Origin of the sequence: Neobacillus sp. PS2-9, from assembly GCF_030915525.1 — a bacterium.
GTDB lineage: Bacteria > Bacillota > Bacilli > Bacillales > Cytobacillaceae > Neobacillus.
Window position 1 is genome coordinate 1,320,805 of record NZ_CP133269.1, and the last position, 13,118, is coordinate 1,333,922.

General features: G+C 38.8%; 12 protein-coding genes. 8 read left to right on the top strand and 4 right to left on the bottom strand.

From position 1 onward, the window contains the following. Positions 1 to 25: 25 nt before the first annotated feature. Positions 26 to 772 (bottom strand): AAA family ATPase, encoded by a 747-nt coding sequence (locus RCG25_RS06505; protein ID WP_308082854.1) that lies wholly within the window; start codon positions 770 to 772, stop codon positions 26 to 28. A gap of 613 nt (positions 773 to 1,385) precedes the next feature. On the opposite strand from RCG25_RS06505, the gene RCG25_RS06510 reads away from it, so the two are divergent. Beyond that, a complete protein-coding gene (locus RCG25_RS06510) occupies positions 1,386 to 1,811 on the top strand; it encodes an SRPBCC family protein (RefSeq protein ID WP_308082855.1) in 426 nt (141 codons plus the stop codon). Continuing rightward, on the top strand, positions 1,812 to 2,141 hold the full coding sequence (locus RCG25_RS06515; protein ID WP_308082856.1) for an ArsR/SmtB family transcription factor: 330 nt from the start codon (positions 1,812 to 1,814) through the stop codon (positions 2,139 to 2,141). It begins immediately after the preceding gene. A gap of 53 nt (positions 2,142 to 2,194) precedes the next feature. Here RCG25_RS06515 and RCG25_RS06520 read toward each other — a convergent pair whose 3' ends face one another. Together RCG25_RS06520 and RCG25_RS06525 are read right to left on the bottom strand one after the other, a co-directional pair. Continuing rightward, entirely contained in the window at positions 2,195 to 3,538 is a 1,344-nt protein-coding gene (locus RCG25_RS06520; RefSeq protein ID WP_308082857.1) for an amino acid permease, read from the bottom strand. A gap of 213 nt (positions 3,539 to 3,751) precedes the next feature. Further along, entirely contained in the window at positions 3,752 to 3,973 is a 222-nt protein-coding gene (locus tag RCG25_RS06525; protein ID WP_307286019.1) for a DeoR family transcriptional regulator, read from the bottom strand. A 642-nt stretch (positions 3,974 to 4,615) separates the two neighbouring features. Between RCG25_RS06525 and pepV the strand changes: the two genes are divergently transcribed. Both pepV and dat read left to right on the top strand, forming a co-directional pair. Continuing rightward, on the top strand, positions 4,616 to 6,037 hold the full coding sequence (pepV, locus tag RCG25_RS06530) for a dipeptidase PepV (RefSeq protein WP_308082858.1): 1,422 nt from the start codon (positions 4,616 to 4,618) through the stop codon (positions 6,035 to 6,037). A gap of 23 nt (positions 6,038 to 6,060) precedes the next feature. Further along, positions 6,061 to 6,933 (top strand): D-amino-acid transaminase, encoded by an 873-nt coding sequence (dat, locus tag RCG25_RS06535; RefSeq protein WP_308082859.1) that lies wholly within the window; start codon positions 6,061 to 6,063, stop codon positions 6,931 to 6,933. Positions 6,934 to 7,136: 203 nt separating this feature from the next. On the opposite strand, the gene cysK is transcribed toward dat, so the two are convergent. Beyond that, complete coding sequence (gene cysK, locus RCG25_RS06540; RefSeq protein ID WP_308082860.1) at positions 7,137 to 8,066, bottom strand: cysteine synthase A; 930 nt, start codon at positions 8,064 to 8,066, stop codon at positions 7,137 to 7,139. A 165-nt stretch (positions 8,067 to 8,231) separates the two neighbouring features. On the opposite strand from cysK, the gene thpR reads away from it, so the two are divergent. The 4 genes from thpR to RCG25_RS06560 all read left to right on the top strand — a co-directional run bounded on the left by thpR (position 8,232) and on the right by RCG25_RS06560 (position 13,117). Continuing rightward, a complete protein-coding gene (gene thpR / locus RCG25_RS06545) occupies positions 8,232 to 8,801 on the top strand; it encodes an RNA 2',3'-cyclic phosphodiesterase (protein ID WP_308082861.1) in 570 nt (189 codons plus the stop codon). A 216-nt stretch (positions 8,802 to 9,017) separates the two neighbouring features. After that, positions 9,018 to 10,001, top strand: coding sequence for a diacylglycerol/lipid kinase family protein (locus tag RCG25_RS06550; RefSeq protein ID WP_308082862.1), 984 nt, complete (start codon positions 9,018 to 9,020; stop codon positions 9,999 to 10,001). Continuing rightward, positions 9,988 to 12,123, top strand: a complete 2,136-nt coding sequence (gene pulA / locus RCG25_RS06555; RefSeq protein ID WP_308082863.1) for a type I pullulanase — start codon at positions 9,988 to 9,990, stop codon at positions 12,121 to 12,123. Before RCG25_RS06550 ends, pulA begins: the two co-directional genes overlap by 14 nt. A gap of 220 nt (positions 12,124 to 12,343) precedes the next feature. Next, a complete protein-coding gene (locus RCG25_RS06560; protein WP_308082864.1) occupies positions 12,344 to 13,117 on the top strand; it encodes a phosphotransferase in 774 nt (257 codons plus the stop codon). Position 13,118 lies beyond the last annotated feature (1 nt).

A 13,118-nucleotide genomic window follows, 5' to 3' on the forward strand; every position in this document is an offset into this window, starting at 1 on the left:
TCGGAATTACCGAGCTTTTTACGTTTTAATCATCTAGCAGATGATGAAGCATACGATTTTTATCGTCAAAGAACTGCTTCATAATCCTGTAATGATTGGTTTCTTCAAGCTTACTTTCTATTAAACCCTCATCTGTAAATTCAAAGATTTTTGCATGGGGATAGGCCATGATGATCGGTGAATGAGTAGCGATGATAAATTGGGATTGTTCATTGACTAAATCATGAATCCTCGTTAACATCGACATCTGCCGCAAAGGGGAGAGGGCCGCTTCAGGTTCATCTAAAATATAGATGCCATTACCCCTAAAACGATGAAGAAACGTGGCAAAGAATGCCTCACCATGTGATTGCTCATGAAGGGAAACACCGCCGAAAGAATCAATGACTTTACGACCGCCGCCTCCCTTATCAAGCTCTTCAATGTTTGAAGCTACATTATAAAAACTTTCTGCTCTAAGGAAAAATCCATCTTGAGGTTTCTCTACACCTTTGATTACCTTCAAATGGTCAGCTAACGAAGAGTGAGAATCATAAGTGGAGAAATTAAAATTAAAGGATCCACCTTCTGGATTAAACCCTAATGCAACTGCAATTGCCTCCAATAAAGTGGATTTACCCATTCCATTTTCACCAATAAGGAACGTAACATTAGGATGAAACACGAGCTCATCAAGTGTCTTTATAGCTGTCAGTTTAAAAGGATATTTGCTAAAAGAGGGAATTTCCTCCCTTTTTAAATGGATCCTTCGTAAATATTGAGAATTTAACATAGGACTACCTCTAAAATACATTTTTAGTAATATTTTATCATTCAAAACTTGTTAATAATAGGTAGTAACACCTTTTACATATTGGCTCTTTTCTAAGAAATTGTTGCTTTTGGCTTTGGATACCTTATTTAAGGTTCGTTCTAATAAATAGACGGAGGAATTCCCCTTATTTGGGAAACTGGATGTAAATTAGCTTAAATAGACGGAGAAATTCCCTTATTTGATTTTAAAACGCAAAAATGGGGCAATTTTCTTTGAATAAGGGGAAAAACTCCGCTTATTTTTTCCATAATGAGCTCGATTTTGCAAATAAGGGGAAAAACTCCGTTTATTGGTATTCTTCTAAGCTGGCAATCAATTAGTCCACTTTTTCGTAGTTTAGCACTGATTCTAAATGAATAAACCTCTGCTTTTCTCCCATAACAATAATCTTTAAGAAAAAAGCCTACATATTTTAACAGGATGATTATATAGTGCCGCCATTTTTAAAATCAAGGAACTTGACATGAAACCAAAAGGTGTTATATTATTTAATACGTAACCAAATGGTTTCGTATTAAAAACAACCAAAAAATGAAACATTAACAATAGCTCAATCTTAGGAGGAAATCTAATGACAAACGAAGCACAACCAAAATTAGAAGATATCAAATACACGGAAGTATACAATGCACCAATTGATAAAGTTTGGAATGCAGTAGCTACCGCAGAAGGACTTTCCGGTTGGTTCATGCCAAATGATCTGAAGGCTGTTGAAGGTCATGAATTTCATATTAACGCAGGCCAATTTGGTATGTCTCCATGTAAGGTGACACAAGTAGATCCGCCAAACCGCCTCTCTTTTAATTGGGGGAAGGATTGGACACTAACGTTTGAGTTAAAGGCACTAGAAGATAAGACAGAATTAACACTAATCCATGGCGGTTGGGATGTTAATAAGGTTACAGAGTTTGGTGTTCCACATACACCAATTAGAGACAACATGAATCAAGGCTGGGCAGGGCTTGTTAAAAAATTACAAGGATATGTTGAGGCGTAGATGGTCGCTGCTTCTGCTAAGCATGATGTTTTCCAAGCGATTGCTGACCCAACCCGACGTAGTTTATTAAAGCTTCTTAGTAACCAAGAGATGCCTGTCACAGCAATCAGTGAAAAATTTCCAATTAGCCGTACGGCTGTATCTAAGCATTTGCGCGTATTAGCAGATGCAGGATTGGTAAAAGAACGGAAAGTCGGCAGAGAAACTCGGTACAAGCTCGAGCCTGAACCTTTAATGGAATTAAAAGATTGGCTGCAGTATTTTGAATTATTTTGGGAAAATAAGCTGACTGCACTAAGATTATTTGTTGAGTCAGATGAAAATGAGTAAATCTGTAATACAAAAAAGTGATACCCAAATTTTTCGGGTATCACTTTTGTATATTATTTGGAACCATTTTTCCTAACAAGTAAGGAAAGGATAATTAGCACACCAACTGTCACAAGTGCTACGGACGAACCAATCAGATTGCTTGGACTTGTTAAGAACCCAATAAAAATAACACTTAAGCTGACAATTGCGAAAATAGTTGTATACGGAAACCCTTTTACCTGAAAATGTGGTTTTTCTTTGTACGTAGGACGTAGCTTCAATTGTGCTGCACAAATACAAATCCAAATCAACATAATAGTAAAACCAGGGATTGTCATAAGGTAATTAATGATTTTACTTGGTGTGATATAGGCTAAATAAACTCCAGCCAAAATACACACAGTTGTGATCATGATTCCTACTAACGGAATGCCTTTTTTTGATGTCTTTGCCAATCCTTTTGGTGCAACGCCACTCTGAGCCATCGAAAATAGTGTTCTAGATGTAGCATAAATCCCTGAATTGGCTGCTGAAAGTACAGCTGTCATGAGCACAAAATTCATGATGTGTGCAGCCCCTGGTAACCCAGTAATACTGAAAACTTGTACAAATGGACTATCGACGCTAGATACCCTATTCCAAGGCATAATCCCACAAATAATTAGGATCGGTAAAACGTAAAAAATAATAACCCGCCATACTGCCCCTTTAATAATTTTGGGCAATACTTTGTCCGCATCCTTTGTCTCAGTAACAGCGACCCCAATTAATTCTGCTCCTCCGTATGAAAACATTACAACCAAAAAGGCACTCAGCATTCCGCTGACTCCATGAGGGAAAAATCCTCCGTGCCCAGTGTAGTTTGAAATAGGGTTTTCAACATCACTAGGAATGAAACCAAGTAATAGGAAGAATCCTAAAACGATAAAGGCCACTAATGCAAGAATCTTAATTCCAGCGAACCAAAATTCCATTTCTCCATAATATTTTACTTGAAATAAGTTAATGCCAATAATAACAAACGCGCAAATTAAGCTTAATAGCCATAATGGGGTATCTGGAAACCAAAATTGGAGGAAACTTCCTGCAGCAAGTAGTTCTACTACTGTTACCAGGATCCAGTTAATCCAATAGAGCCAGCCTACGATAAAGGAAACGCGAAAACCAAATGCTTTATTAACTAAATGCTGAACATTGAAGTTAGGAAACGCAAGAGCCATTTCCCCTAAGGCTGCCATAACGATAAATAATAGTAAGCCGCCCATTAAATAGGTAAACACAACACTAGGTCCAGCAATATTTAAGGTGTCAGAGCTGCCTTTAAAAATCCCTGTTCCAATCATCCCTGCCAAGGCAATAAATTGAACATGCCGCGGTAAGAGACCCTTCTTTAAGTTCTGCTGATTATTCTCCATGATGAACCTACCAATCTTCTTTTTTACATAAACGCTTTTAAGCGCTAAAGAATTTTATATTAATATATCATATTTATTAAAACTGTCAATTAAATTTAGAGAATTTCATTGGATATTCTCTATAGTATAATTAGAAAAATTATATACGAAACAAATAAAAGCACACGATGATTTCGTGTGCTTCCTAGATTATTTTCTATGGTTTCACTGATATTAAGATGACATCTTCACTTTCTTCTCTGTTGTTGTCCATTTTCCGCGGCTTGGGCTAATTACCAAGTCATTATAGGCTAAGACATTTAAATCTCGTTGTATGGTGCGAGGAGTGATACCAAATTCCTCTACAAGTTCCTGCGTTGAAACAGTGCCTTTATTGCGAATAAACATGTAGATACATTTGATGCGGTTTAACATCCGGTTAGTTGAAGGTTTCAAAGAACCACTCCCTATCCTTTTTTCAAACCTTATGGCTTTAACCCTGCTACCGACAGCCTCTTTGAAGATTGCTCTTCAATCATATGTAGTTTCTTTTCCGCGCAGACATCTCCTTTTTTTTGGAGTAGTGAGACTTAGATGTCATACATCTACATTTATTGTACCCATAATTTCTGAAAATTTCCACCACTATAGTAAAGTTTACATAAATATCATCAAAAATTTACAAAAATCGTCTTTTTTTCCTACCTCCTAATTTATTTTATACTCTAAGATATGGTAAATATGGCTGGGTTTATGCTAAGTTTTTTTGAATTTTTAGTTAAAATGTATAATTTATTCTAACATAACGCGTTAAGGAGAAACTTACTCCTTTTTAAAAGGCTTCGTTAAACTTGTCTGTTGATTTCCGCTCCAGGCACTTCGCTTTCCGTGGGTGTTTCGGCGAGCCTCCTCGGCGCTAGCGCCTGCGGGGTCTCCCCTGAACCATACTCCCACAGGAGTCTTCGTGCCTTCCGCTCCAATCAACAGGGTGTAAAAATCAACATTGTTCTTTAACACAGCCTTTTTAAAAAGCAAAATTGCTAAGATATTCGCAAAAATGATATTGTAAAAGAAATAGTATAGAGGGGGAAAAGAATATTGACACTGATTAATTGGATGAACGAAGTAGAAAAAAGAAAAGAAGAACTAATAAAAGACACACAAGGATTATTACATATTAAAAGCCTGCTAGATGAAGAAAATACATCACCTGAAGCACCACTTGGAAAAGGTGTGAAGGAAGCATTAGATTTTATGCTAAACCTTGGGGAAAGGGATGGTTTCATTCCGAAAAACGTGGGCAATTTAGCAGGACATCTGGAGTTTGGCTCAGGAGAAGAATTGTTAGGCATTCTTTGCCATGTGGATGTAGTTCCAGAGGGAGACGGCTGGACAAGTGATCCATTTGGAGCGGAAATCAGAGATGGTAAAATTTTTGCTCGTGGTGCACTTGATGATAAGGGGCCTACAATGGCAGCCTATTATGCAATGAAAATTGTAAAAGAATTAGGTTTGCCATTGAGTAAACGTGTTCGAATGATTATTGGAACAGACGAAGAAAGCAACTGGCGCTGTGTAGACCATTATTTCAAGCATGAAGAGATGCCGACACTCGGGTTTGCACCGGATGCAGATTTTCCTATTATCAATGCAGAGAAGGGCATTGCCGATTTCGATATGGTTCAAGAGCAATCTTCCTTTGATACGAAGGAAGCCTTGATTGAAGTGGAGAACTTTGTTTCTGGGAAGAGATACAACATGGTTCCTGATTTAGCAAAAGCGATGATCCTAGTTAAGGAAAACGAAGAAGAAATTGTCCGTCAGTTTACTGAATTCATGACAAAGTACGAGTTAGAGCACAGTCATCAACTAGAGGACGGGGCACTTTACTTAGAAGTAAAAGGTATTTCAGCCCATGGAATGGAGCCTAAAAATGGGAAGAATGCCGGTTTGTTTTTAGCAGAGTTTCTGTCTAAATTGAATGTAGATGCAAAAGCTTCACATTATTTCCAATTTGTATCCCACTATTTCTTTGAAGATTCACGGGGTGTGAATCTTGGTGTTGCTTATTCAGATGACATTTCAGGAGAATTAACCATTAATCCTGGTAAGCTATCCTACTCAAAAGATACAAATGGAAGAATTGGAATGACGTGCAGATACCCTGTCACAAATAAAATGGAAGAGACGAAGGCGAAATTAGAGGCGCTTTTACAAACGGAAGGATTTGTTCTTGATAACTTCTCAGACTCTAAACCACATCATGTCGATGAAAAAGAGTTCCTAATCCAAACGTTGAAAAAGGTGTATGAAGAGCAAACCGGTGAAAAGGCTGAATTAATTGCTATTGGTGGAGGAACGTATGCCCGTTCGTTAAAGTCCGGTGTTGCCTTTGGACCATTATTTCCAGGGCGCCCCGACATTGCCCATCAAAAGGATGAATATATGTATATTGAAGATTTACTGAAGGCCACAGCCATTTATGCACAAGCAATTTATGAGTTGGCAAAGAGTGAATAGATAAACAAAAGGGGACAGGGAGAATGAACTTTGCAATTATAAATGGAAAATTGGTCAATCGATTGGAAGCAAAGGTAGATATAGAAGACCGAGGCTATCAGTTCGGGGATGGAGTATATGAAGTCATCCGTGTCTATAATGGAAAAATGTTCACGGTAAAAGAACATTTGGAGCGGTTTGTGAAAAGTGCTGAAAGTATTGGGATTACATTACCTTATTCCATTGATGATTGTACAGCTTTGTTAGAAGAACTAGTTACAAAAAATAATTTGGTTGAGGGAACCATTTATATGCAAATTACGAGGGGAACGGCTCCGCGTAATCATGTTTTTCCAACAAAGGATGTCGTTCCTACACTTGTAGCCTATACGAAAGAAGTGGCACGTCCTGTTGAGAGCCTGACGAATGGTGTGAAAACCATTCGTACGGAGGATATTCGCTGGCTTCGTTGTGATATCAAGAGTTTAAATTTATTGGGCAACCTATTAGCCAAACAAAAGGCTGCGGAGCAGGGATGCTTTGAAGCGATTCAATACCGTGGAGATCAAGTCACAGAAGGTAGCAGCTCGAATATTTTTATTGTGAAAAACGGTGTGGTTATTACGCATGAATCAAATCATCTTATTTTGAAGGGGATTACTAAAGATGTAATCTTACAGATATGTTCCCAAAACAACATTCCATTTGAAGAACGCTCCTTTACCTTGGCTGAACTGGCTACGGCTGATGAAGTATTCCTGTCTAGTACGACTTCAGAGGTTATGCCAATTGTTGAAATTGACAAAGATCAGGTTAAGGAGGGTTTACCTGGCCCTATCACAAGAAAGCTACAAAGCTTATTAACTGAAGAAATAGAGAAGCAATGTGGGGATTTAAAAGAAAAGATTTCTTCATAACCAAAATGAGAGGCTGACCCTTAACGAGTCAGCCTCTCTACTTACTTATAAGAAAATATAAAATTTGACTTCGAGAATTGTCCAGCTCCAGCGCCTAGCCCCTCGGGTCAAATGTTCTTCTGCAATAAAAGTCAAAGAGCGACTTTTCTTGCAGAAGAACATTTGCCTGTCGGGGCTGAACAAGGCGCTTACGCTTTTCTTATTTAATACTGAAACAAATCGCTCGATAAGTATCTTTCCCCGGTATCACAAGCAATGCAAACCACTACATCATCAGGAGACAGACGCTTGGCAACCTCCAAAGCAGCGTAGCAAGCTCCACCAGAGGATGGGCCAACAAGAATTCCTTCTTCTTTCGCTAACCTGCGAGCAATATCATATGCATCTTCATCTTCAATCGCATGAATTTCATCATACACATCTTGATTTAGAATTTCAGGGATAAAGCCAGGGCTTGTCCCTACAAGCTTATGTTTACCAGGCTTGCCACCTGATAGAACAGGCGAACCTTTAGGCTCCACAACATGTACAGTTAATCCCTCAAAATGCTCTTTCAAGGTTTCACCAGTACCCGTGATGGTACCTCCTGTTCCTGCTGTAGCAACAAATGCGGATAATGGTTTACCGATTTCTTTCATTGCCTCAATAATTTCCACAGCAGTAGTGTACCGATGCGCATCGGGGTTGGCTTCATTTTCAAATTGCATCGGAACGAAGCTATTTGGTATCTCACTAGCTAATTCCTGTGCCTTTCTTATGGCACCAGGCATTTTTTCATCCCCTGGAGTAAGGACAACCTCTGCCCCGTAGGCTTTTAAAATATTAATCCGTTCCTGAGTCATTGTATCAGGCATAATAATAATGGATTTATACCCTCGTGCAGCCGCATTCATGGCTAGGCCAATTCCTGTGTTTCCACTAGTTGGTTCAATAATGGTAGAGCCCGCTTTTAATAAACCAGCTTTTTCTGCTTCTATAATCATATTAAATGCAGCGCGGTCTTTTACACTTTTGCTTGGGTTATAAAACTCAAGCTTCAAATAAACAGAGGCCCCGCCTTTAGGAGCTAAGCGATTAAGTTTGACCAGTGGTGTTTCACCAATTAATTCAGCAATATTATTGACTACTTTCATAGGGACCCATCCTTTCTATCTTCTGTATCATCTACAATTTTCTTATATACTCTATAATCATAAATAAAAAAAGGCGGCTTGTAAAAAATATCGATTATTCTTCTGCCACAAATAGATACAATCTGGGGAAAATAAACTAAAATTGAGTAAAGGACTGAATAAACAATGGAACAGAAAACGCATTTCTTCTTTGCTGTTAGGATGCCCGAAGCAACAAAACTAATGATGAAGGAACATATTGAAAAAATAAAAGCTGTAATTCCTTTTAGCCGCTGGGTACATTTTCAAGATTTACATATCACCTTGGCTTTTTTGGGTGCAGCATCCCCAGAAAAACTAGCAACAGCTGCTAGCAATGTGAAAGATGCCTTAAATAATGCAAAGCCATTCCAATTAAAAATAAATAGACTTGGTTTTTTCGGAAGTAGTCACTCTCCACGTGTTTTTTGGGCAGATACAGAGGAAAGTAATGAACTAAATCTTTTAAGGAATAAGGTGTTTTCAGCTTGTGAAGACGCGGGATTTGAACTGGAGACAAGGCCCTTCCGTCCCCATATTACCTTAGCAAGAAAGTGGATAGGCGAAAAAGCATTTCAACAGACACTTCTCGAAATATGGAACGAGCTCCAATCAGAGCCGCTCGCTTTTCAAGCGAATGAGGTGGTTTTATATCAAACACATCTCCATAAAACACCAAAATATGAAGCAATCCAGGTATTTCCACTAACGGAATGAAAAACAAATAGGCTATGTTAAAGAACATTGTTGATTTTTATCCCCTGTTGATTGGAGCGGAAGACGCGAAGACTCCTGTGGGAGTACGGGTCAGGGGAGACCCCGCAGGCGCTAGCGCCGAGGAGGCTCGCCGAAACGCCCACGGAAAGCGAAGCGCCTGGAGCGGAAATCAACAGACACGTTTAACAGAGCCAACAAATAAAAAAGGTTGGTATTATGAAAGAAATTTATTTTATTGTTAATCCAAAGGCAAAAAACGGTTACTGTCTTAAGATATGGGAGAAAATTGAAAATCAACTTAAAGAAAAACAAGTTAGTTATCTTGCTGTTTTTACAGAATATCAAGGACATGCAAAAAAACTGGCCAGCCAGATTGCCCAAAAAAACTGCGAAGAAAAAATCATCATTGCGGTAGGTGGAGATGGGACCATTCATGAAGTCATGAATGGTGTAGTAAAAAAAAATCATATTACCCTTGGCTTTATCCCAGGAGGGTCAGGAAATGACTTTTCAAGAGGGTTCCAAATCCCTTCAGAGCCGGTGGCAGCCTTAACGGTCATTCTTCGCTTGATGAAGCAGGAGGCGCTAGCTATTGATATTGGTAAAATTAAAATGGCCAATCAGCAGGAATATAATTTTATTAATAATATGGGTGCTGGATTTGATGCAGTCATATCATACGAAGTCAATCAATCACAGATGAAGGCACTGTTAAATAAGCTTTCGTTAGGCAGGCTTGTTTATGTTTATTTTCTACTCAAAAAGCTATTTACTTATAAAACCACAACAATCTATTTATCAATTGACGGTCAAAAGCATATATTTGAACAAACATGGTTTGTAACTGTTTCCAATCAACCCTATTATGGCGGTGGGATGAAAATAGCTCCTGTTGCAGTGCCAGATGACGGGCTGTTTGATATTACTGTCGTTCACCAGTTATCAAGGCTAAAATTGCTGCTTGTTTTCGTTAGTGTTTTTTGGGGAAAGCACATTCATTTTAAAGAAGTGAAAACGTATAAAGGAAAAGCCATTTCTATTCATTCTACTGATTCATTATTTGTTCATGCAGATGGGGAGCATGTGGGGCATACACCACTGACTATTCAGCTTCAAGATAAAGCGGTTGAAGTGTTAACGCGAATACGTTCTAAAAAGGAAGTTGAGCTGAAAGAGAGGGGTAGGAATGATTGGTACTGACAGAAAATTTCTTGCCTATTTAGATGAGCTTCATATCATTACGATTCTTCTGCCACTTTCCTATCATGGAGGAGTGTCGTCCACTTTCTATCTTGTTAATGATTCAGGAAAGTGTCCATTGGACATTATTGCAAAGAGTGAAATAGTCGATCATCATAAATATATTTGTAGGTTTTCAGGAGATTATTCCTTTGAAAAGCAATATTGGGTAGTAGATGAGCATGGAGGGAAAACAGACCTTCAAATTGGTGCAGTGATTCGGACAGAGAGTTTTGACGAGAGATTTTACTATGATGGAGATGACCTTGGTGTGACCCTGTGTGCAGAAGAGACTCGCTTTAAGCTTTGGGCACCAACGGCTATCCAGGTCAAGTTAAAAATTACTCCTCCAGAGAGCAGTTTTTCGGAAATCATCAAACTGAAGCGGGGGGATAGAGGCATATGGTCTGTTATGGTTCCGCGGGTTTTAGAGCTCTATCACTACAGTTTTCTGGTCCTAATCAATCAAGAATGGCGCGAGGCTGTTGATCCATATGTGAAAGCCGTAACGGTAAATGGAGAATTGGGTGTAGTAGTAATGCCAGACAGCCCTCCAAGACCTAGGCCTGATTTGCCTCCCTTAGAAAACCCTGTCGATGCAGTTATTTATGAAACCCATATAAGGGACTTTAGTATCCATCCCCATAGTGGAATAAAGAATAAGGGATTATATCTAGGAGCAGGTGAATTGCATACAAAAGGAAAAGACGATGAACCGACAGGGTTATCGTATGTAAAAGAGCTAGGGATTACGCATCTTGAGTTTCTGCCTTTTCATGACTATGCAGGTGTAGATGAGTTGACGCCCAATAAGGATTATAACTGGGGATACAATCCTCTCCACTTCAATGCACCAGAAGGTAGCTATTCGACCAATCCTGCCGACCCTTACACTAGAATTAAAGAGTTAAAAGAACTAATTAATCGAGTCCATGAAAGTGGACTAAGGATCATTATGGATGTAGTGTATAATCATGTATTTATTCGGGAGGATTCCCCCTTTGAAAAAATCGTTCCAGGTTATTATTTTCGTCATAACGAATTAGGATTGCCTTCAAATGGAACAGGTGTAGGAAATGATATCGCATCCGAGCGGAAAATGGTTAGGAAATTTATCATTGACTCTATTCGTTATTGGATGGAAGAGTACCATATTGATGGATTTCGCTTCGATCTAATGGGGATTTTAGATGTGGAAACGATGAGAGAAGTGCGAAAGACGTGTGACAGTATGGCAGACGACATACTGATCCTTGGAGAGGGATGGAATCTGAACACACCACTTCCCACAGAACTAAAAGCGACAATTGCTAATCAAGCAAAAATACCCCAGATTGCTCAATTTAATGATAAATTTCGTGATGTTATTAAGGGAAGCACTTTTAATATATTGGATAAGGGATATGCACTTGGGAATGACCATTACTTGGATGCAGCATTGGAGGTCATAACGGGGAGCATTGGGTTTAAGAAGAGAAATTTGCGACTTTTTAATGAACCCACCCAATCATTAAATTATGTTGAATGTCATGATAATCATACCCTTTGGGATAAACTTCAATCCTGTCTTCCACACGTTGATGATACCACACGCGCACAATTTCATCGTCTGGCAACCGGAATGGTTTTGTTGTCACAAGGAATTCCTTTTCTCCATAGTGGGCAGGAATTTTTCCGAACCAAGCAAGGAAAAGGAAATAGTTACTGTGCTCCTGATCAGATTAACCAACTTGATTGGGAGAGAAAGAGTCAATTTATAGATAATGTAAATTACATTAAAGGTTTGATTGAGATCCGCCAAGCCTTCCCTTGTTTTCGAATGAGAACTTCTGATGAAATTCGAAGCAATATTCGTGCCCTCCCATCTTCACCTCCGACTCTAGCGTGCATCTATCAAATGGTTCACGATGAGGTAATTTTAATCATTAATCCCTCAACAAGGGAACAAGGATTTACTCTTCCAAAGAGAGATTGGTCCATTTTGGTTGATAAAAATCAGGCGGGAATTTATTCCAAAGGAGTGCTACATGGTGGCGATGTCAAGATACAACCTATATCTTTAAATGTTTTACTAAAAAAATAGTTTCTCGAGATTACTTGACGAAAAAAGGCAATTGGAGATAAAATTTATTAAGATGGCTATTGTGTGCAATGGTTTCAATAGCTTTTTTTTTGTTTTATAAAAAATAAAAGCTGTTGAATGAACTCTGGTTATTTTAAACCTTCCAGCAGCACAGGTTTTACCTCCGAATGATTTGGGGGAATAAGCCCAATAGAACGGCATAAATTGAAGGTGAACGATTTTGGAACATATACTAGGACAAGAGTGGGAAATTACCCCTGCCGGAGGCGCTACTGGTGAAGCCTTTTATGCAGAATATGAGGATCAAAGGCTTTTTTTAAAGCGTAACTCCTCTCCATTCCTTGCGGTTCTTTCAGCAGAAGGCATTGTCCCAAAGCTTGTTTGGACCAAACGGTTGGAAAATGGAGATGTAATAACAGCACAACAATGGCTTCCAGGCAGAGAATTAACACCGGCGGAAATGAATCAAGAGCTTGTTGCCAGGCTTCTCAAGAAAATTCACTGCTCAAAGCCGATGCTTGGAATGTTAAGCAGGATAGAGAACTCGCCATTACACCCGGAAACCATTTTTCAATCAGTGGTCAATGAGTTAGACGATCAAGTTCGATCCTTAGAAGAAACACAAAAAGCAATAAACTTTTTAAAAGATGAAGCATTACATGTCTATTGTGATGAAAAAGTGGTTTGTCATGGAGATGTCAACCATAACAACTGGCTGTTAGCAGAAGACAACCAGTTGTATTTGATTGATTGGGATGGAGCCAGGATTGCAGACCCTGCTATTGATCTTGGATTACTCCTATATTGGTATATCCCACAAGAAAATTGGCAGGATTGGCTAATCATGTACGGAAAAGAGCTAACAGATCATCTAAAGTTAAGAATGAAGTGGTATGTGACCGTGCAAACCTTATCTTCCATTCAGTGGCATAAAAATAAAAATCGCCTGGAAGAGATGAACAAATGGATCCATTTTTTACATGAAATTCTATAAA

Bases quoted from the DNA above. Each gene is read 5' to 3' on its own strand.
- RCG25_RS06505 (WP_308082854.1), bottom strand. From the start codon at position 772: ATGTTAAATTCTCAATATTTACGAAGGATCCATTTAAAAAGGGAGGAA.
- RCG25_RS06510 (WP_308082855.1), top strand. From the start codon at position 1,386: ATGACAAACGAAGCACAACCAAAATTAGAAGATATCAAATACACGGAA.
- RCG25_RS06515 (WP_308082856.1), top strand. From the start codon at position 1,812: ATGGTCGCTGCTTCTGCTAAGCATGATGTTTTCCAAGCGATTGCTGAC.
- RCG25_RS06520 (WP_308082857.1), bottom strand. From the start codon at position 3,538: ATGGAGAATAATCAGCAGAACTTAAAGAAGGGTCTCTTACCGCGGCAT.
- dat (WP_308082859.1), top strand. From the start codon at position 6,061: ATGAACTTTGCAATTATAAATGGAAAATTGGTCAATCGATTGGAAGCA.
- cysK (WP_308082860.1), bottom strand. From the start codon at position 8,066: ATGAAAGTAGTCAATAATATTGCTGAATTAATTGGTGAAACACCACTG.
- thpR (WP_308082861.1), top strand. From the start codon at position 8,232: ATGGAACAGAAAACGCATTTCTTCTTTGCTGTTAGGATGCCCGAAGCA.
- RCG25_RS06550 (WP_308082862.1), top strand. From the start codon at position 9,018: ATGAAAGAAATTTATTTTATTGTTAATCCAAAGGCAAAAAACGGTTAC.
- pulA (WP_308082863.1), top strand. From the start codon at position 9,988: ATGATTGGTACTGACAGAAAATTTCTTGCCTATTTAGATGAGCTTCAT.